The 17,111-nt window shown below is 72.1% G+C and carries 18 protein-coding genes; 10 read left to right on the top strand and 8 right to left on the bottom strand.

What is annotated here, in order from left to right:
• From BUE30_RS04620 to dtd, 6 genes are all read left to right on the top strand, one after another.
• Entirely contained in the window at positions 1-966 is a 966-nt protein-coding gene (locus BUE30_RS04620) for an aldo/keto reductase (RefSeq protein ID WP_073326699.1), read from the top strand.
• Between the two features lie 126 nt (positions 967-1,092).
• Positions 1,093-2,256, top strand: a complete 1,164-nt coding sequence (locus tag BUE30_RS04615; protein WP_073326698.1) for an SPFH domain-containing protein — start codon at positions 1,093-1,095, stop codon at positions 2,254-2,256.
• A 144-nt stretch (positions 2,257-2,400) separates the two neighbouring features.
• Complete coding sequence (locus tag BUE30_RS04610) at positions 2,401-2,889, top strand: cytochrome b (RefSeq protein WP_073326697.1); 489 nt, start codon at positions 2,401-2,403, stop codon at positions 2,887-2,889.
• 154 nt (positions 2,890-3,043) lie between these two features.
• Positions 3,044-4,165: a TFIIB-type zinc ribbon-containing protein gene (locus BUE30_RS04605; RefSeq protein WP_139300485.1), complete on the top strand. Its 1,122-nt coding sequence runs from the start codon at positions 3,044-3,046 to the stop codon at positions 4,163-4,165.
• Between the two features lie 81 nt (positions 4,166-4,246).
• A complete protein-coding gene (locus BUE30_RS04600) occupies positions 4,247-5,161 on the top strand; it encodes a carbohydrate kinase family protein (protein ID WP_073326696.1) in 915 nt (304 codons plus the stop codon).
• A 67-nt stretch (positions 5,162-5,228) separates the two neighbouring features.
• A complete protein-coding gene (dtd, locus tag BUE30_RS04595) occupies positions 5,229-5,666 on the top strand; it encodes a D-aminoacyl-tRNA deacylase (RefSeq protein WP_073326695.1) in 438 nt (145 codons plus the stop codon).
• An 85-nt stretch (positions 5,667-5,751) separates the two neighbouring features.
• Here dtd and rpe read toward each other — a convergent pair whose 3' ends face one another.
• Positions 5,752-6,426, bottom strand: coding sequence for a ribulose-phosphate 3-epimerase (gene rpe, locus BUE30_RS04590; protein WP_073326694.1), 675 nt, complete (start codon positions 6,424-6,426; stop codon positions 5,752-5,754).
• A gap of 310 nt (positions 6,427-6,736) precedes the next feature.
• Here rpe and BUE30_RS04585 point away from each other — a divergent pair, with 310 nt between their 5' ends.
• From BUE30_RS04585 to BUE30_RS04570, 4 genes are all read left to right on the top strand, one after another.
• Positions 6,737-7,462 (top strand): helix-turn-helix transcriptional regulator, encoded by a 726-nt coding sequence (locus BUE30_RS04585; protein WP_244526271.1) that lies wholly within the window; start codon positions 6,737-6,739, stop codon positions 7,460-7,462.
• A gap of 35 nt (positions 7,463-7,497) precedes the next feature.
• Positions 7,498-7,845 (top strand): GNAT family N-acetyltransferase, encoded by a 348-nt coding sequence (locus BUE30_RS17995; RefSeq protein WP_244526270.1) that lies wholly within the window; start codon positions 7,498-7,500, stop codon positions 7,843-7,845.
• Positions 7,846-7,989: 144 nt separating this feature from the next.
• Positions 7,990-8,994 (top strand): deoxyribose-phosphate aldolase, encoded by a 1,005-nt coding sequence (gene deoC, locus BUE30_RS04575; protein ID WP_073326692.1) that lies wholly within the window; start codon positions 7,990-7,992, stop codon positions 8,992-8,994.
• A gap of 121 nt (positions 8,995-9,115) precedes the next feature.
• Positions 9,116-11,458 carry an aldehyde dehydrogenase family protein gene (locus BUE30_RS04570; protein WP_073326691.1) on the top strand — a complete coding sequence of 781 codons (2,343 nt, stop codon included), beginning with the start codon at positions 9,116-9,118 and terminating at the stop codon, positions 11,456-11,458.
• A gap of 119 nt (positions 11,459-11,577) precedes the next feature.
• Here the strand turns inward: BUE30_RS04570 and BUE30_RS04565 are convergent, their stop codons facing one another.
• The 7 genes from BUE30_RS04565 to BUE30_RS04535 are packed head-to-tail and all read right to left on the bottom strand — an operon-like array spanning position 11,578 to position 17,098.
• Positions 11,578-12,204 carry a DUF1523 family protein gene (locus BUE30_RS04565; RefSeq protein WP_139300484.1) on the bottom strand — a complete coding sequence of 209 codons (627 nt, stop codon included), beginning with the start codon at positions 12,202-12,204 and terminating at the stop codon, positions 11,578-11,580.
• A 28-nt stretch (positions 12,205-12,232) separates the two neighbouring features.
• Entirely contained in the window at positions 12,233-12,496 is a 264-nt protein-coding gene (locus BUE30_RS04560) for a hypothetical protein (RefSeq protein ID WP_073326690.1), read from the bottom strand.
• A 5-nt stretch (positions 12,497-12,501) separates the two neighbouring features.
• The gene (locus tag BUE30_RS04555) at positions 12,502-13,863 is read right to left on the bottom strand and encodes a DUF6638 family protein (protein WP_073326689.1); all 1,362 of its coding nucleotides are present in this window, start codon (positions 13,861-13,863) and stop codon (positions 12,502-12,504) included.
• Complete coding sequence (locus BUE30_RS04550; protein WP_073326688.1) at positions 13,860-14,159, bottom strand: hypothetical protein; 300 nt, start codon at positions 14,157-14,159, stop codon at positions 13,860-13,862. Before BUE30_RS04550 ends, BUE30_RS04555 begins: the two co-directional genes overlap by 4 nt.
• The gene (locus tag BUE30_RS04545) at positions 14,153-14,497 is read right to left on the bottom strand and encodes a hypothetical protein (RefSeq protein ID WP_073326687.1); all 345 of its coding nucleotides are present in this window, start codon (positions 14,495-14,497) and stop codon (positions 14,153-14,155) included. Before BUE30_RS04545 ends, BUE30_RS04550 begins: the two co-directional genes overlap by 7 nt.
• Positions 14,494-15,159 (bottom strand): P-loop nucleotide/nucleoside kinase family protein, encoded by a 666-nt coding sequence (locus tag BUE30_RS04540; RefSeq protein ID WP_073326686.1) that lies wholly within the window; start codon positions 15,157-15,159, stop codon positions 14,494-14,496. The genes BUE30_RS04545 and BUE30_RS04540 overlap by 4 nt, the downstream gene beginning before the upstream one ends.
• On the bottom strand, positions 15,146-17,098 hold the full coding sequence (locus BUE30_RS04535; protein WP_073326685.1) for an AAA family ATPase: 1,953 nt from the start codon (positions 17,096-17,098) through the stop codon (positions 15,146-15,148). The genes BUE30_RS04540 and BUE30_RS04535 overlap by 14 nt, the downstream gene beginning before the upstream one ends.
• Between the last annotated feature and the right edge of the window lie 13 nt (positions 17,099-17,111).

Below are 17,111 nucleotides of genomic sequence, written 5' to 3'. Positions count from 1 at the left end.
ATGAAGACCCGCAAGCTCGGGGACCGCGACGTCTCTGCCATCGGCCTCGGCTGCATGAGTTTCGCCGGCATGTTCGGCGAGACGGACGAGGCCACCTCGTTGCGCTGTCTCGACGCGGCGTGGGACGCCGGAATCGACTTCCTCGACACCGCCAACGTCTACGGCCCCCATGTCTCGGAACAGGTGGTCGGCGCCTGGATCGCGAGTCGCGGCCACCGCCCCGTCATCGCGACCAAGGGCGGGATCACCCGTCAGGAGGAGAAGCCCGTCGACACCTCCGAGGCCTATCTGCGGCGTGAGCTGGAGGGATCGCTCCGGCGGCTCGGCGTCGATCACGTCGCGCTCTACTACGCGCATCGCCGGGACCCGGACATGAGCCCCGAGGAGATCGCCGGCGTCTACGGGCGCTTCATCGACGAGGGGCTGATCGGCGGCTACGGCCTGTCGGAGGTGGCCCCGGCCACGCTGCGCCGCGCCCATGCCGAACGGCCCTGCATGGCCGTGCAGAGCGAATACTCCCTCTGGACCCGCGAACCCGAGCTGGGGATAGTGCAGGCCTGCGCCGAGCTCGGGATCGCCTTCGTGCCCTTCTCGCCTCTGGCGCGCGGCGTCTTCAGCGAGCGCTACCCGGCGATCCGCGACGCCTTCCGCGGCGCGATGCCCCGTTTCTCGGACGAAAACTACAGGCTGAACCGGGCCGCCATCGACCCGTTCAAGGACTGGGCGCACGGGCGCGGGCTGACGGTCGCCGCCGCCGCGCTCGCCTGGGTGCTGCACAAGGGCGATCACATGATCCCGATCCCCGGCACACGCACGGCAGGGCACCTGGCCGAATGGGCCGGCGCCGCAGAGGTCGCGCTCAGCGATGCCGACATGGCCGAGATCGAGACGATCCTGCCGATCGGTTTCGCCCATGGCTACCGCTATTCCTACGCGCAGATGCGCAGCGTCGAGAGATACGCCTGAGCGGAGCGGGACCGGCGCGCCGCCGGTCCCGCATCGACCCCGCCCGCCCGACCCGGTCTTGCGACTGGCCCGGCCCTTCTCCATTTGATAAGGGCAAAGGCATTGAAGCTTGGGGAGCACTCGCCCATGGGCATTCTCGATTTCCTGTCCGGACAATTCATCGACGTCATTCACTGGACCGACGACACCCGCGACACGATGGTGTGGCGGTTCGAGCGCTACGGCCACGAGATCAAGTACGGCGCCAAGCTGACGGTGCGCGAGGGTCAGGCCGCCGTCCTCGTCCATGAAGGGCAGCTCGCCGATACCTTCCAGCCCGGTCTCTACATGCTCGAGACCAACAACATGCCGATCATGACGACGCTCCAGCACTGGGACCACGGGTTCCAGTCGCCGTTCAAGAGCGAGATCTACTTCGTCAACACGACGCGGTTCAACGGCCTCAAGTGGGGCACGCGGAACCCGATCATGGCGCGCGACCCCGAATTCGGGCCGGTCCGCATCCGGGCCTTCGGCAGCTATTCGATGCGGGTCACCGATCCGGCGAAGTTCATGGGCGAGATCGTCGGCACGGACGGCGAGTTCACCAGCGACGAGATCTCGTTCCAGATCCGCAACATCGTGGTGCAGGAAGTGTCGCGCGCCCTCGCCGGGTCGGGGATAGCCGTGCTCGACATGGCGGCGAACACGGCCGATCTGGGCAAGCTGATCACCGAGGCGATCAAGCCGATGATCGCCGAATACGGCCTCTCCATCCCCGAATTCTACATCGAGAACATCTCCCTTCCTTCCGAAGTCGAGAAGGTGCTCGACAAGCGCACGTCGATGGGGATCGTCGGCGATCTGGGGAAATACGCCCAGTTCCAGGCGGCCGAGGCGATGGGCAAGGCGGCCGAGAACCCGGGCGGCGCCGGCGACGGCATGGGCGCCGGGCTCGGCATGGGCATGGGCATGGCGATGGGCAACGCGATGGGGGGCGCGATGGCGGGTCAGGCCGGACCCTGGGGACGCGCGCCCGCCGCCGCCCAGCCCGCCCCGCAGGCCGCGCCTGCCGCGCCGCCGCCGCCCCCGGTCGAGCATGTCTGGCACATCGCGGAGAACGGCCAGACCCATGGCCCATACAGCAAGGCCCGGCTCGGCCGGATGGCCAGCGAGGGCGGCCTCACGCGCGAGACGCTGGTCTGGACGCAGGGCCAGTCCGGCTGGCTCAAGGCGGGCGAGATCGCCGAACTGGCGCAGCTCTTCACCGTGATGCCGCCGCCCCCGCCCCCGCCGCCCCCGGCGGGCTGATCCTCCGGCCCTGCGCCCGGCGGCCGCATCGCAGAACAGGCCGCCGGGCGCGCCGGAGCGTCGAGCGACGGAAACCGCGGCCTGCCGCGTAGCTATGGCGCAGGCCCTCCCGCATCGGGGGGGCCCAGAAGGAAAGGGCCCGCCATGGCCGATCGTCGCTCGTATTCCGCCCTCCAGATCGCGCTGCACTGGATCGTCGCCCTTCTCGTCCTCGCCACCTGGTGGCTGGGCGAGGGGATGGGCCGCGCCCTGCACGCCCGGATCGAGAGCGGCGGGTCGGGGAGCTGGCCGGTCCATGTCTGGCTCGGCCTCGCCGTGCTGGTCCTCGTGGGCGTCCGTCTGATCGTGCGCCTCGCCTCGGGCGCGCCCGACCCGGTGGAGAGCGCGGGCGGCGCCGTCGCCCTCGCGGCGAAGGCCTCGCACTGGCTGCTCTACGCGCTGCTCCTGCTGGTGCCTCTGGGCGGGGCGCTCGCCTGGTTCGCCGGGATCGAGGGCTTGGCAGAGGTCCACCCCGCCGCCGCCAACGCGCTGATGCTCCTGGCCCTGCTGCATGCGGCGGCCGCGCTCTGGCACCATTACGTGCGCGGCGACGGCACGCTCAGGCGCATGATGCGCCCGGGCCATCACGCCTGAACGCGCGCCGCCGCCCTGATGGCGCGGCCGGGGGCCGGCCCCTCGCCGCGCCGATCGCCGGACATGGCGCGGTGCCGGATCGGTGTCGGCCCTAGACCCCCGGGCCGCGCTGTCGCAAGGTCGCCCCGACGCGCACGGCATGGGGGAGACGGGGATGAGCGAGGTCGACACGATGGACGAGGCGCCCGCCCCCGACGAGGCGCACCGCTTCCCCTGCGAGAGCTGCGGCGCGCAGCTCGTCTACCAGCCGGGCGAGACCGAGATGGTCTGCCCGTTCTGCGGCCACCGGCAGGATGTCGAGACCGCCGCAGCGCGGGCCGGCGCGAACGTGGAGAACGATTTCGAGGCCGCGCTCGGCGCCCTGTCGCGCGCCGCCCCGATGGAGGAGAGCCGCGTCGCGCATTGCACGAGCTGCGGCGCCGACATCGAGATCGAGGGCGCCTCGCATGCCGAACGCTGCCCGTTCTGCGACACGCCGATCGTCGCCGATACCGGCACGCACCGGCACATCAAGCCGCAGGGCATCCTGCCCTTCACCGTGACCGAGGACGGGGCGCGCGAGGCCTTGCGCTCGTGGCTGGGCTCGCTCTGGTTCGCGCCGAACGGGGTGAAGGAATATGCCCGTTCGGGCCGGCGGATGAACGGCGTCTACGTCCCCTACTGGACCTTCGACGCCGATACCGCCTCGCAGTATCGCGGCCGGCGCGGCGATCATTACTACGTCACGCGCACCCGCACCGTGAACGGCAAGCGGCAGACCTATCAGGAAAGGCGGACCCGCTGGCGGGCCGCGGCGGGGCGGGTCTCGCGGTTCTTCGACGACGTGCTGGTCCTCGCGTCCACCTCGCTGCCCAAGGCGCATGCCGACGCGCTCGAGCCGTGGGACCTGACGGAGTTGCGGGACTACTCGCCGCAATTCGTCGCCGGCTTCCGGGCGGAGGGCTACCAGGTCGAGCTGGCCGACGGCTACGGCGAGGCGCGGCAGATCATGGACCGCATCATCCGCGCCGACGTGCGCCGCGACATCGGCGGCGACGTGCAGCAGATCACGGCGCTCGACACGCGCGTCTCGGACGTGACCTTCAAGCACGTGCTGCTGCCGATCTGGATCGCCGCCTACAAGTTCAAGGGCCGCACCTTCCGGTTCGTGGTGAACGGTCAGACCGGCGAGGTGCAGGGCGAGCGGCCCTATTCGGCGTGGAAGATCACCCTCGCCGCGATCGCGGCCCTGATCCTGGGCGGCATCGCGCTCTACCTCTACGGGCAGGCGCGATAAGACAGCCGCGTTGACGAACCCCCCGATTGAGGGCAGGGGTCCCGCGACACCGACCCCAGTTCCGGCCCCGAGGAGCCCCCGATGATCCTGTCCTGCGGCGAAGCCCTGATCGACATGCTGCCCCGGACGACCCCCGGGGGCGAGCAGGCCTTCGCCCCCTATGCCGGCGGCGCCGTCTTCAACACCGCCATCGCGCTCGGCCGGCTGGGCGTGCCGGCGGGCTTCTTCTCGGGCCTGTCGTCGGACCTGTTCGGGGACGTCCTGCGCTCCACCCTCGAGGCGAGTCGCGTCGACGCCTCGCCCGCCCATGTCAGCGCCCGGCCCACCACGCTCGCCTTCGTGCGGCTGACCGACGGCCATGCCAGCTACACCTTCTACGACGAGAACACGGCCGGGCGGATGCTCACGCCGGACGACCTGCCGGACGTGAAGGCCGAGGCGCTGTTCTTCGGCGGCATCTCCCTGGTGGGGGAACCCTGCGGCACCGCCTACGAGGCGCTGCAGGAGCGGGAATGTGCCGGGCGGGTCACGATGATCGACCCCAACATCCGCCCGAGCTTCGTTACCGACGAGGCCGCCTATCGCGGCCGGATCGAGCGGATGTGCGCCCGCGCCGACATCGTGAAGCTGTCGGACGAGGATCTGCGCTGGCTCGGCGGACAGGGTACGACCGACGACCTCGCGGCCGCGCTGCTGCGGAAGGGGGCGAAGCTGGTCCTCATCACCGAGGGGGCGCGCGGCGCGACCGGCTACGCGGAGGGACGGCGGGTGAGCGTCGAGGCGCGCCGCGTCGAGGTGGTCGACACGGTCGGCGCCGGCGACACGTTCAATGCGGGCGTTCTGGCGCAGCTCTACCGCACCGGCGCGCTGACCAAGGACCGCGTCGCCGCCCTGTCCGAGGACGAGATCGCGGCGGCGCTGTCGCTCGGCGCGGCGGCGGCGGCGATCACCGTCAGCCGGGCCGGCGCCAATCCCCCATGGGAAGGCGAATTGTGACCGCAGGTCGGAAAAGTCCTGGCATGGTGGGGTTTCTGACCAATCGCCCCTGTCGGAGGTCCGCAAAGTGAAAGCCATCATCCAGCGCGTCACCGAGGCGAGCGTCACCGTCGAGGGCGAGGTCGTGGGCAGGATCGGGCCGGGGCTGCTGATCCTCGTCTGCGCGATGCGGGGCGATCCCGACGACGCGCCGGCGCGGCTCGCCGCCAAGGTCGCCAAGCTGCGGATCTTCGCCGACGAGGCGGGCAAGATGAACCGCTCCCTCCTCGACACCGGGGGGGCGGCGCTGGTGGTCAGCCAGTTCACGCTCGCGGCCGATACCCGCACCGGCAACCGCCCCGGCTTCTCGACCGCCGAGGAGCCCGGACGGGGCGAACGGCTCTACGAGGCCTTCGCCGAGGCGCTCGCCGCGCAGGGGATCGAGGTCGCCCGCGGCCGGTTCGGCGCGGACATGGCGGTCGCGCTGATCAATGACGGGCCGGTGACCATCCCGATGGAACTCTGAACGCGCGCGGCGGGGGGGCGCCCGGGCGGGGCGATGCTCGGCCCCCGGAGGGGCTGCTTCCCGCCCACCGGCATTGCCGCCGCGGTCAGCCCCTCGCGGCCTCGCGGATCGCGGCGATGTTGCGGCCGTAGACCTCCGGCGCTTCGACCGAGCCGCCCCGGAACACCGCCGATCCGGCGACCAGCACGTCCGCCCCCGCCGTCACGATGCCGGGGGCGGTGCCCGGGTCGATGCCCCCGTCCACCTCGAGATGGATCTCGCGGTCGCCGATCGCGGCCCGCAGGGTCCGGACCTTGCCGGTCATGTCGAGATAGGCCTGACCGCCGAATCCCGGGTTCACCGTCATCACCAGGACGAGGTCGACCAGGTCGAGCAGCGGCAGGGCCGCCTCGGCCGGCGTGCCGGGATTCAGCGCCACGCCCGGCCGCATGCCCGCCGCGCGGATCGCCTGCAATGTCCGGTGGATATGCGGCCCGGCCTCGACATGGGCCGTCAGGATGTCGGCCCCGGCCTCGGCGAAGGCGTCGATATAGGGATCGACCGGCGCGATCATCAGATGCACGTCCATCACCGTCCGCACATGGGGGCGGAAGGCCTTCACCGCCGGGGGGCCGAAGGTGATGTTCGGCACGAAATGCCCGTCCATCACGTCGACATGGACCCAGTCGGCGCCCTGATCCTCGATGGCGCGGATCTCGCGCGCGAAATCCGCGAAATCGGCCGAGAGGATCGACGGGGCGATGCGGACGGTTCGGGTCATGGGGCGCTCCGGCTGGGGGGTGCCGCCGTGCTAGCGGACCGGGCACGTCCTGTCACGGTCCGGGGTCCACGACGCAGCATTCCGTCGCCCTGCGGATCGTGGCAGTGTCGACGGCATGAACCGCACCCGCCCCGCGCCCGAAGGATCGGCACCGGACCGAGCCGCGACACCCGCCGGCCCGGACACCCCCTTCGTGGGCCGGGACGGCCCGGACATTGCGAACCTTGTCGGCCCGGAACGTCCATTCCACATCTCGCGCCTCACGGTGCCGCCGAGGCGCCCGCGCGACCTGCCGGAGCGCCCTTTTCCGTTGCTGGGCTGGGTGCAGAACGGGACGGTCCGGCTCCACGATCGCGGCGGACGGCGCGACCTGCCCGAGGGGCGGATGTTCTTCGCCGCCACCGGGCAGCCACATGCGCTGCAGGGCCGCGGCGAGGCGCCGATGATCGTCTCCGTCGCCTTCGACCCGGCGCTGGTCGCGGGGCTGGCCGCGCGTCACCCGCAGCTCGGCGGGCACCTCTTCTGGGCCGGGGCCGAGCGGCCCGAGCTCGACGCGCTCGACAGCCGGGCGCTCGCCGATCTCAACCGCGCCGCCCTGCGGCTGGAGCGGGCCGCCGCAACCTCCCTCGCGGCGGAGGCGTTCCTGCTGCCGCTCGTCGCGCGCCTCGCCGAGCGGCGTACGGCGATACCGGACGGCCTGCCCGACTGGCTCGCCCGGGCGATGGAGGCGGCCCGCGATCCGGCGGTCTTCCGCGAGGGGGCGGCGGGGCTGGCGCGGGTGGCCGGGCGGGCGCATCCGCATGTCAGCCGGACGATGCGCCGCTTTACCGGCCAGACGCCCAGCGACTACGTCAACGCCCGGCGGATGGACTTCGCGGCCCGGCGCCTCGCCGGGGGGGAGGAGCCGCTGGCCGAGATCGCCGCCGAATGCGGAATCCCGAATCTCAGCCATTTCCACCGGCTGTTCCGCGTGGCGCATGGCACGACCCCGGCCGCCTATCGCCGCCGGTTCCGCGCGGCGCTGGAGCGGCCGTGAGCCTCCGCCCCGCCCGACCGGAGGAGGCGGGGTCCGTGACCGCCCTCGTCCGCGCCGCCTTCGCCCCTTACGTGCCGGCGATCGGGCGGGAGCCGGCGCCGATGAACGCCGATCATGCCGCGCTGATCGCGGCGGGCCGGGTCCAGGTGGCCGCGGGCGGACCGGGCGGCGCGCTCGAGGGCGTGGTCGTGACCTGCGCCGGGGACGGCGCGCTGCTGCTCGACACGGTCGCCGTCGCGCCGGCCGCACAGGGACGCGGCCTCGGCCGGGCGCTGGTCGCGGCGGCGGAGGCCGAGGCCCGCGCGCGGGGCCTGCCGACGGTCCGGCTCTATACCATTGCCGCGATGACGGCGAACCTCGCGCTCTATCCCCGCCTCGGCTAGCGCGAGACGCACCGCGCCCGGCAGAACGGGTTCGAGCGGGTGTTCTACGAAAAGGACGTCCGGTAACTTTTGACCAGACGGTCAAGGCTTGCCACGAGAGGCGGCGGGTGCCACCTTTCGGCAACCCGACCGGAGGGCGGAGCGATGGACCAGACCACGACCGAGGGGGCCGCGACGGCATCGCGCGACCACCTGCCGCAGCTGCACGAACCACGCAATCCGGGGATGGAGCTCGACCTCGACTGGCTCGCCCGGGTCCAGGCCAACACCTCCGCGATCGAGCGCCGCGCCGCCACCCTGCCCGGCCGCCGGTCGGTGAAGAAGGACTGGCAGGCGGCCTGGCTCGCCAAGGCGGTCTCGCTGATCGACCTCACCACGCTGTCGGGCGACGACACGGCGGGCCGGGTCCGCCGGCTCTGCGCCAAGGCGCGGCAGCCGGTCGCGCCCGCCATCCTGGACGCGATCGGCCTGCCCGGCCTCACGGTCGGCGCGGTCTGCGTCTATCACGACATGGTAGAAACGGCGGTCGAGGCGCTGGACGGCTCCGGCATCCCGGTCGCGGCCGTCTCGACCGGCTTTCCGGCGGGCCTGTCGCCGCTGCACCTGCGCATGGCCGAGATCGCGGAAAGCGTCGCCGCCGGCGCGCGGGAGATCGACATCGTCATCTCGCGCCGCCACGTCCTCACGGGGAACTGGCAGGCGCTCTACGACGAGATGACCGAGATGCGCGCCGCCTGCGGCGAGGCCCATGTCAAGGCGATCCTCGCGACGGGAGAGCTCGGCACGCTGCGCAACGTGGCGAAAGCCTCGCTGGTCTGCATGATGGCCGGCGCGGATTTCATCAAGACCTCCACCGGGAAGGAGAGCGTGAACGCCACGCTCCCCGTCTCGCTGACCATGATCCGGGCGATCCGCGCCTATCAGGACCGCACGGGGGTCAGGGTCGGCTACAAGCCGGCGGGCGGGATCAGCAAGGCCAAGGACGCGCTGGTCTACCTCGCCCTGATGAAGGACGAGCTGGGGGATCGCTGGCTGCAGCCCGATCTCTTCCGCTTCGGTGCGTCCTCGCTGCTGGGCGACATCGAACGCCAGCTCGAACACCACGTCACCGGCGCCTATTCGGCGTCGTGGCGGCACGCGATGGCGTAGTGCCGCGCATCGGATCGACGTCCCGCCCGGCCGCTGGCCGGGCAGCCCCCGGCCGCCCCCCCGGGCGGGGGCCTCTCTCCCGCCCGCGGCCCGGGGCCGCCCTTCCCTCGAGGCTCCAGCCATGACCATCAAGGACATCTTCGACACCATGGAATACGGCCCCGCCCCCGAGAGCGCGAAGGAGGCCCTTGCCTGGATCGAAGGCCGGGGCGGTCTCGCCGGCCCCTTCGTCGACGGGCAATGGGGCGCCGCCCGCGCCGACATCGACATCCGCAACCCCGCCACGGGCGAGCGTCTCGCCGGCCTGACGAAATGCACGCCGGACGAGGTGGACGCGGCGGTGAAGGCCGCCCGCAAGGCCCAGCCCGGCTGGTGGGCCCTCGGCGGCCATGGCCGCGCCCGGATCCTCTACGCCATCGCCCGGATGATGCAGAAGCAGTCGCGCCTGCTCGCCGTGATCGAGAGCCTCGACAACGGCAAGCCGATCCGCGAGAGCCGGGACATCGACGTCCCCCTCGCCATCCGGCACTTCTACCACCATGCCGGCCTCGCCCAGCTTCTCGAGAGCGAGCAGCCGGGGATGGAGCCGCACGGCGTCGCGGGCCAGATCATCCCCTGGAACTTCCCCCTCCTGATGCTGGCCTGGAAGATCGCCCCGGCACTGGCGGCCGGGAACACCGTCGTGCTGAAGCCGGCCGAATACACCACGCTCTCGGCGCAGGTCTTTGCCGAGCTCTGCAGGCAGGCCGGCGTGCCGCCGGGCGTGGTCAACATCGTCACCGGCGACGGCGAGACCGGGCAGGCCCTGGTGGCGGCGGAGGTCGACAAGATCGCCTTCACCGGCTCGACGGAGGTCGGCCGCCGCATCCGGCAAGCGACCGCCGGGCGGGGCATCCCCCTGACACTCGAGCTGGGGGGCAAGTCCCCCTACATCGTCTTCGAGGATGCCGACATCGACAGCGCCGTCGAGGGGCTGGTCGACGCGATATGGTTCAACCAGGGCCAGGTCTGCTGCGCGGGCTCGCGCCTGCTCGTGCAGGAGGGCATCGCCGAGGAGTTCCACGCCCGGCTCAAGCGGCGGATGGACGGCCTCAGGATCGGCGACCCGCTCGACAAGTGCGTCGACGTGGGCGCGATCGTGGACCCGGTGCAGCTCGAGACGATCACCCGCCTCGTGGACGGCAATATGGAAGGCGAGACCTACCGCGCGAACGTCCCGCTCCCCGCCACGGGCTGCTTCTACCCGCCCACGCTGATCACCGGCCTCTCCCCCGCCGCACCACTCATGCAGGAGGAGATCTTCGGCCCCGTCCTCGTCTCCACAACCTTCCGCACGCCGTCCGAGGCGGTCGAGCTGGCGAACAACACGCGCTACGGCCTCGCCGCGACCTTGTGGAGCGAGAACGTCAACCTCGCGCTCGACGTGGCGCCCAAGCTGAAGGCCGGCGTCGTCTGGGTCAACGGCACCAACATGTTCGACGCCGCCGCCCCGTTCGGCGGCGTGCGCGAGAGCGGGTTCGGCCGCGAGGGCGGCTGGGAGGGGCTCGGCGCCTATCTCCGGCCCGTGCGCGGGGCGGCGAAGCTGACGCCGGTCGCGGCCTTCACCGGCGACGGCGCCCCCGCGGGCCCGCTCGACCGGACGGCGAAGCTCTATATCGGGGGCAAGCAGGCCCGGCCCGATGGCGGCTATTCCCGCCCCGTGCACGGACCGAAGGGCGCGCTCCTCGGCCATGCCTCCCTCGCCAACCGCAAGGACGTGCGGAACGCGGTCGAGGCGGCCCACGCGGCGAAGGGATGGTCGCGGACGACCGGCCACCTGCGCGCGCAGATCCTCTACTACCTGGCCGAGAACCTGTCGGCGCGGGTCGGGGAATTCGCCGCGCGCATCGACGCGCTCACGGGCGCGGGCGGCGCGGTGGAGGTCGAGGCCTCGATCCGCCGCCTCTTCACCTGGGCCGCCTGGGCGGACAAGGTCGACGGGCAGGCCAAGGGCGTGCCGCTGCGCGGCCTCGCCCTCGCCCTGCGCGAGCCGGTCGGCGTGATCGGGATGCTGTGCCCGGACGAGGCGCCGCTGCTCGGCCTGATCTCCACGATCGCGCCCGCCATCGCGATGGGCAACCGCGTGGTGGCCGTCGCCTCCGAGGCCTTCCCCCTCGCCGGGACGGATCTCTACCAGGTGCTCGACACGTCCGACGTGCCGGGCGGAGTGGTCAACATCCTGACCGGCTCCCATGCCGAGCTCGCCCCGGTCCTTGCGGACCACCTGGACGTAGACGCGGTCTGGTCCTTCTCCTCGACCGACCTGTCGGCCGGGATCGAGCGACGCAGCGCCGGCAACCTCAAGCGCAGCTGGGTCAACGACACCCGCGCCCGCGACTGGCACGGCCCCGAGGGCGAGGGCCGCGCCTTCATCGAGGCCGCGACCGAGGTGAAGACCGTCTGGGTCCCCTACGGCGAGGGCTAGGGCCGCCCCCGCCGGTCGAGCCCTCCCCGGCTCTTATCTTGCCGGAAATACTCTCGGGGGGTCCGGGGGGCGAAGCGCCCCCGGCCTCTCCGCCCGGCGCGGCGTTCGGGTCCGGCGCGCTACCGCCGCCAGCTCCGCAGCCAGCGTCCCGCCGCGGCGCTGCGCTCGTCATAGGCGGCGCCGGCATTCAGCAGCGCCGGGTCGACCCGTGCCCGGCGGAACCGCTTCCACCGCACCCGGATCGCCCACCAGATCGCGAAAAGCACCACCAGGAGGGCGATGTTGAACCACGGGATCAGCGTCGCGTCGGGATCGTCCGTCGGGCGCACCGCGATGGCGTTCGGGAAGGCGGTCAGGAAGGGGATGCGCCAGCCGTAATGGGTCAGCACGACCCATTGCGGATCCGCGCGGTTCGACACCAGGTCCGTCGCTTCCGCCTGCAGGTTCGAGCTGTCGAACTTCAGGTAGGGCGGCCAGAAGCCGGTATCCTCGTTGCGGTAGACCATGACGCGGCCGCTGCGCTGCACGCTCTCGATGAAGAGCACGTCGCGGCTGACCTCGCCGGCCGCGACGTTCGACCCGCTGTCGGGAGAGGACCAGAAGATCGAGTTCGACCCGAACTGCACCACCCGGTTGTAGGTCGAGGTGATGTAGACCACGTCCCGCTGCGGCAGCGTGTAGTGCAGGAGCGCCGCCACGCAGATCGCCGCGGCGATCTTGATCGCCCACCAGATGTATCTCAGCACGTCGTCTCCCCCAGCTCCGGGCCCGCGTTCAGGCGTAGTTCACGAGGTAGACGATCAGGCCCAGCGCCGCCAGCGGCACCAGGTAGACCAGCACCAGCACCCGCTTGCGGAACGACCGCTCGTAGAGGGCCAGCCCCTCGGCGACGAAGCTCTCGCGGTCCCCCGGCCGGCCCGCTTCCTCCCAGCGCGCGACGAGGCGGGCACGCTCGGCCCGACCGCGCGACCAGGACAGCAGCGCGTGGATCGCCGCGAGCGCCACGAAGACCACGACGAAGAGGGTGATCAGCGGCATCCCGTCTATCTCCTCAGAGCGCCCCAGGGGCCAACCGCCGCGATGCGGTCCTGCGCCGCGCGGGGCCCGGGCGTCGGCGGCGGCGGGGCGGGCGGCTCCTCCATTCCCGGCTCGGGGCCGAACAGGGCGGCGCGGGTGCCGGCCTTGTCCAGCAGGTATTCCTCGGCCAGCAGGTCCGCGACGAAGGCGCGCTGCCCCTCTGGCCAGGTCCGCCAGGCGGCGTAGAACGCCTCCTTGTGGCAGATGAAGAGCTGGCGGGCATCCATCGGGGTCAGCTCGGCCAGAAGCCGGTTCACGAGGTCGCGGTCCGGGCCCGGCGCGGCGCGCAGCGTGTAGAAATAGGCCGGATCGTCCGAGGTGATGCGCGGCCAGTCGCCCGCATTCTCGGCCCAGCGGACCAGCGCGGCGAGGGCATGCCATTCGGGGGGCAGCGCGCCCGCGTGCCGCCGGGCGAGCCGGCGCAGGTCGCGCCGGCCGGCCCCGGCGAGGCTCTCGCCCTGCTCCGCCACGGCGAAGGCGACGATGTAGTCCATCTTCTGCCGCAGGATCGCGGCGGCATCGGCCCCGCGCGCCTCGACGATCCCCTCGACCAGCCCGTTGCGGGTCAGCGCCTGCGCCAGCGCCGTGCGGTCGGAGGCCGCGACCGCCGGGACCGGCAGCCCGCCGAACGCGCCCTCCGCCATATGGATCAGCACCGGATGCGGCGCGTCCCGCAGCAGGTAGACCCCGCCGAACAGGGCCGTCCAGTAATTGTCCTGTGCGAAGGTCATGCGCGGCAGCGCGACGGGATTGCGCGTCAGATCCCCCGTCTCGCCCGCCAGCTCGATCATCCGGGCGATCAGCACGTCGTCCCACCAGCCGTCCGGCTCGGTCCGGAACCGGGCGATCAGCTCCTCGAGCCTGCGGGCGCTGACGACGGTGCCGGCGGTGGTATCCGCCTCGACCGTGACCCGTCCGATCTTGAACAGGTCGGCCGGCACGGCGCAGCGGAAGACGGTATCCGCCAGCTCCCCCGCGACCGCGTCGCGCGCGGTCAGCGCCAGCAGGGCGGTCTCGTTCGCCTCGACGAACTGGCGCAGGATCCCGCGCGAGGTCGAGAAGCGCGCGCCCAGCAGCGGCGCGCGCTTCTGCTCGGTCGTGAGCAGGATGAAGGACCGGTTCACGCCGTCGGGATTGAGGTAGAGCGGATCGTCCAGCGCGTCGCCCACCTCCGGCGAATAGCCCGAGATGTCGACGTGGAACTCGTCCAGATCCGCGCGCCGCCCCGTGAGGTGATCGAGCGCCCGCATGTAGCGTTCGACCAGGACGGGGCTGTCGACCGGGACGAGATTTCCGAACATCAGCCCCCTCTCGATGAGGCGCCTCATGTCCGGCGCCCCCGGCGGGCCCAGAGATATCCGGCGGCGAAGGGCATCAGCGCATTGACCGCGGCCACCGCGACGAGGCGCGGCACGGCCTCGATCAGTTCGGAGAGGTAGGGGCCGACCCCCTCCTGCGGGACCTGCACGAAGAGGAAGGTCCAGACCCCCACTCCCCAGAGCGCGGTCAGCGCCCAGGCCGTCAGCGCGGCGCGGCGGGCGGCGCCCTGCGGGGCGCGCAGGCCCAGCCAGAGGCCCAGCACCAGCCCGGGGCCGAAGATCAGCGTCAGGAACAGGTTCACCATGTCTCGTTCACCCAGCCGCGCGGCAGGCCCGCCACCGAAAGGAGCAGGACCGGACCCCAGAACATCGCCGACACCGCGCCGAGCCGCAGGAAATGCCCGAGCGCCGGGCCGATCCCGCCCTCGGCCAATGCGCCCAGCGGCACGCCCCGCCAGAGATAGATCCCGGCGAAGGTCGCCATGCCGAGGCCCAGCATGATGAGGATCGACAGCGCGGCCAGCGCAAGAAGCGGGCGCACCCCTTCGGGGAAGACGAGGCTGAGCAGGCGCGGCACGACCCAGCCCAGCAGGCCGAGCGTCGCGGCGGGCCAGATCAGTCCGGAGGCGAAGGCGTCGATCATCGCGCCACCCGCCCGGCCGGGCCGGTGCTGGCGGACCCGTCCCCGATCGCCGACCCGGCTGCGGCCCCCGGCCCCGCCGCCGCACCCTGCCCACCCGGGGCACCGCCCGGGGCACCGTCCGGCCCGGCCGTCCCCGGAGCGGACCGCCCCTCCGCCCCGGCAAGGACGCGCGCCAGCACGTCGGCCGGAACCCGGCCGGCCGTGTCGATGCGGCGCGCGGGCGGGGACGGCGCGCGATACTCCCGCCCCGCCACGGCGGGCCAGTCCGGCGTCCCGGGATCGGCGGCATGGCGGGCCTCGATCCGCGCCCGGTGTTCGGCGCGGTCGCTGCAGATCAGTTCGACCGTGTCGATGCCCGCGCCGGATCCCGCGGCCAGGCCCGGCCAGTCCAGTCCGAAGCCGGCGCCGTGGACCGCGTCGATCACCACCGGCAGACCCGTCGCCAGGAAGTCCCGCGCCTGCGCGGCGATGACGTGATAGCCCTCGGGTCCGTCGACGCCGCCCAGCGCGGCCTCGACCGTGTCGACCCGCAGCCAGGCCGCGCCGCTCCGCGCGGCGAGGGCGCGCGCGAGCGTGGACTTGCCGGTGCCCGGCAGGCCGCAGATGACGGTGAGGACCGGCGGATTCACTCCGCCGGCCGGTGCGGTCTCAGGCTCCGCCATTGCCGGCCCCCTTCCCCTCCAGGTAGCGGCGACGCGCCTCCTCGGTCAGGCCCATCTCCCGCACCATCTTCGACACCGCTTCCTCGTCGGACTTGTCGGCATATCGGAATTCGCTGTCCGCGTAGCGGTTGATCTCCTGCAGGACCATCTCGGTGGTGATCGGACGGCGCAGTTCCTCGATCATCGCCTTCTTGGTGTCGTAGTCCCGGCGCAGGAACAGGTCCGGCCGGTCCATCCATTCGTCGGGCAGTTCGAAATCCATCGCGCGGACCTTGATCGCGTCGGTGATGTTCTTGATCGCCCGCCCGGTGAAGCGGGGATCGGCCTCCTGTATGCCCTTGAGATAGGTGCCGATCCTCGCCAGCGTGTCGAGCGGGCCGAGCCGCCCCGTCACGTCCTCGTAGACCCGGGCCAGCCCCGCCTCCTTCGGCCGGTCGTGGCTGGCATAGCTCTCGGCCACGGCCCGCTGGATGGCCTGCGCGGCATAGAGGTCGTGCTCGCCCAGCGGGATGTCGTGGTTCCGGCCCAGCAGCAGGGCGAAGATGTCGATGTAGTCGGCCCGCGTCTGCGGCCCGTCCACCAGGAACCGCCCCCCGGCCCGCTGGCGCAGCGCGTCGTCCACGTTCTCGGGGTAGTTCGAGAACATGCCGAAGGTGCAGTTCCCCCGCACCACGGTGTTGGCCCCGGCGAAGGCCTCCATCAGGATGCTCGTGATCTCCAGCTGGCCGGCGCTCGACTGGCGGTCGCCGCGCTTGCCCGCCAGCATGTCGATGTCGTCGATCGTGCCGAAGCCGATCACGCCCGGATCGACGATCCGGTCGATGAAGGCGCGGGCATTCTGCGCCGACTTGCCCTGGTAGCTGTCGATGTTGTCGGTCGAGAGGTTCGCGTAGCGGAACGGGTAACCGGCCGTCTCGCAATAGCCCGCGATCAGGCCGGCCATCATCTGGATCAGCGTCGTCTTGCCGGTGCCCGGCGCCCCGTCGCCCATGAAGGTGAAGATGAAGCCGCCCAGCTCGGCGAAGGGGTTGAGGCGCCGCTCGAAATCGTAGGCCATCAGCATCTTGGCGAGCCGCAGAGCCTGGTATTTCGCGATGTGGTTGCCGACGACCTCGTGCGGCTTCTTGAAGGTCATCGTCAGCGGCTGGCCCTTGGCCGCCACCGCCGGCGCGAAGCCGCGGATCGTCAGCCCGTCCGCCTCCACCCGCCAGGAGGCGCCGGTGAACGGGGCGAGGCGGGGGGCGTTCGCGGCGCGGGCCGCCACCTTCGCCATCAGCGCCTCGGCGAAGGCGCGAACGGTGGCTGTGGTCCTGCCCTCGTCGCTGCCGAACCGTTCGAGATCCTGATCCAGTTCCCACAGCGCGCCGTGCAGGGCGAGCTGGGGATTGTCCGTCAACACCTCCTCGACCTCGCCGATCTCCACCTCGCCGCCGCCGGCGACGGCGGCCAGCAGGAAGGCGCTCGCATTGGCGAAGCTGTGCAGGACGGCCAAAGCCTCGGCCGTCAGCAGCTCCGCGAATTCGGTCCTGCGGTCCGCCGGAAGCCGCCCTTCCAGGTTCGCGCGCTTCAGATCGGATAGGCCGGTGCGCTCGGACAGCGTCTCGCCCAGCGCCAGGGCGATGGCGATCGCGCGGCGCAGCGCCGTCTGCACGGTGGCGAGGGCGGGCGTGACGAGACCCTCCTCCCCCACACCCTCGATCCGGTCGAGCAGGTGCACGCCGCCGGCCCGCGCGATCCGCCGGGTGACGAGGCCCGGCGTGGTCGAGCGGAAGGCCCGCCGCGTGCCGATGCCGGGCGAGCGCTCCTGCGGCGCGGCGGCCGGACCGGCGGCGGCGATCCGGGGCGCGTGGTCGAACCCCTCCAGCAGGGCCAGGGCGGCGGGATACTGCGCGCGGATCTCCTCCTCCCGCAATTCCATCGTGTCGGATGTCAGGCTCATCGCGCCCCCCTCG

The organism is Wenxinia saemankumensis, assembly GCF_900141735.1.
Taxonomy (GTDB): domain Bacteria; phylum Pseudomonadota; class Alphaproteobacteria; order Rhodobacterales; family Rhodobacteraceae; genus Wenxinia; species Wenxinia saemankumensis.
The sequence above is the reverse complement of the archived record's forward strand: the minus strand, read 5'-3'. Positions and strand labels throughout refer to the sequence as shown.

Coding starts and splice junctions, on each gene's coding strand:
- BUE30_RS04560 (WP_073326690.1), bottom strand. CDS start 12,496: ATGCCGCTGATCACCCTCTTCGTCGTGGTCTTCGTGGCGCTCGCGGCG.
- BUE30_RS04545 (WP_073326687.1), bottom strand. CDS start 14,497: ATGATCGACGCCTTCGCCTCCGGACTGATCTGGCCCGCCGCGACGCTC.
- BUE30_RS04555 (WP_073326689.1), bottom strand. CDS start 13,863: ATGAGGCGCCTCATCGAGAGGGGGCTGATGTTCGGAAATCTCGTCCCG.
- BUE30_RS04570 (WP_073326691.1), top strand. CDS start 9,116: ATGACCATCAAGGACATCTTCGACACCATGGAATACGGCCCCGCCCCC.
- BUE30_RS04600 (WP_073326696.1), top strand. CDS start 4,247: ATGATCCTGTCCTGCGGCGAAGCCCTGATCGACATGCTGCCCCGGACG.
- BUE30_RS04550 (WP_073326688.1), bottom strand. CDS start 14,159: ATGGTGAACCTGTTCCTGACGCTGATCTTCGGCCCCGGGCTGGTGCTG.
- deoC (WP_073326692.1), top strand. CDS start 7,990: ATGGACCAGACCACGACCGAGGGGGCCGCGACGGCATCGCGCGACCAC.
- BUE30_RS04540 (WP_073326686.1), bottom strand. CDS start 15,159: ATGGCGGAGCCTGAGACCGCACCGGCCGGCGGAGTGAATCCGCCGGTC.
- BUE30_RS04605 (WP_139300485.1), top strand. CDS start 3,044: ATGAGCGAGGTCGACACGATGGACGAGGCGCCCGCCCCCGACGAGGCG.
- BUE30_RS04535 (WP_073326685.1), bottom strand. CDS start 17,098: ATGAGCCTGACATCCGACACGATGGAATTGCGGGAGGAGGAGATCCGC.
- BUE30_RS04620 (WP_073326699.1), top strand. CDS start 1: ATGAAGACCCGCAAGCTCGGGGACCGCGACGTCTCTGCCATCGGCCTC.
- BUE30_RS04615 (WP_073326698.1), top strand. CDS start 1,093: ATGGGCATTCTCGATTTCCTGTCCGGACAATTCATCGACGTCATTCAC.
- rpe (WP_073326694.1), bottom strand. CDS start 6,426: ATGACCCGAACCGTCCGCATCGCCCCGTCGATCCTCTCGGCCGATTTC.
- BUE30_RS04610 (WP_073326697.1), top strand. CDS start 2,401: ATGGCCGATCGTCGCTCGTATTCCGCCCTCCAGATCGCGCTGCACTGG.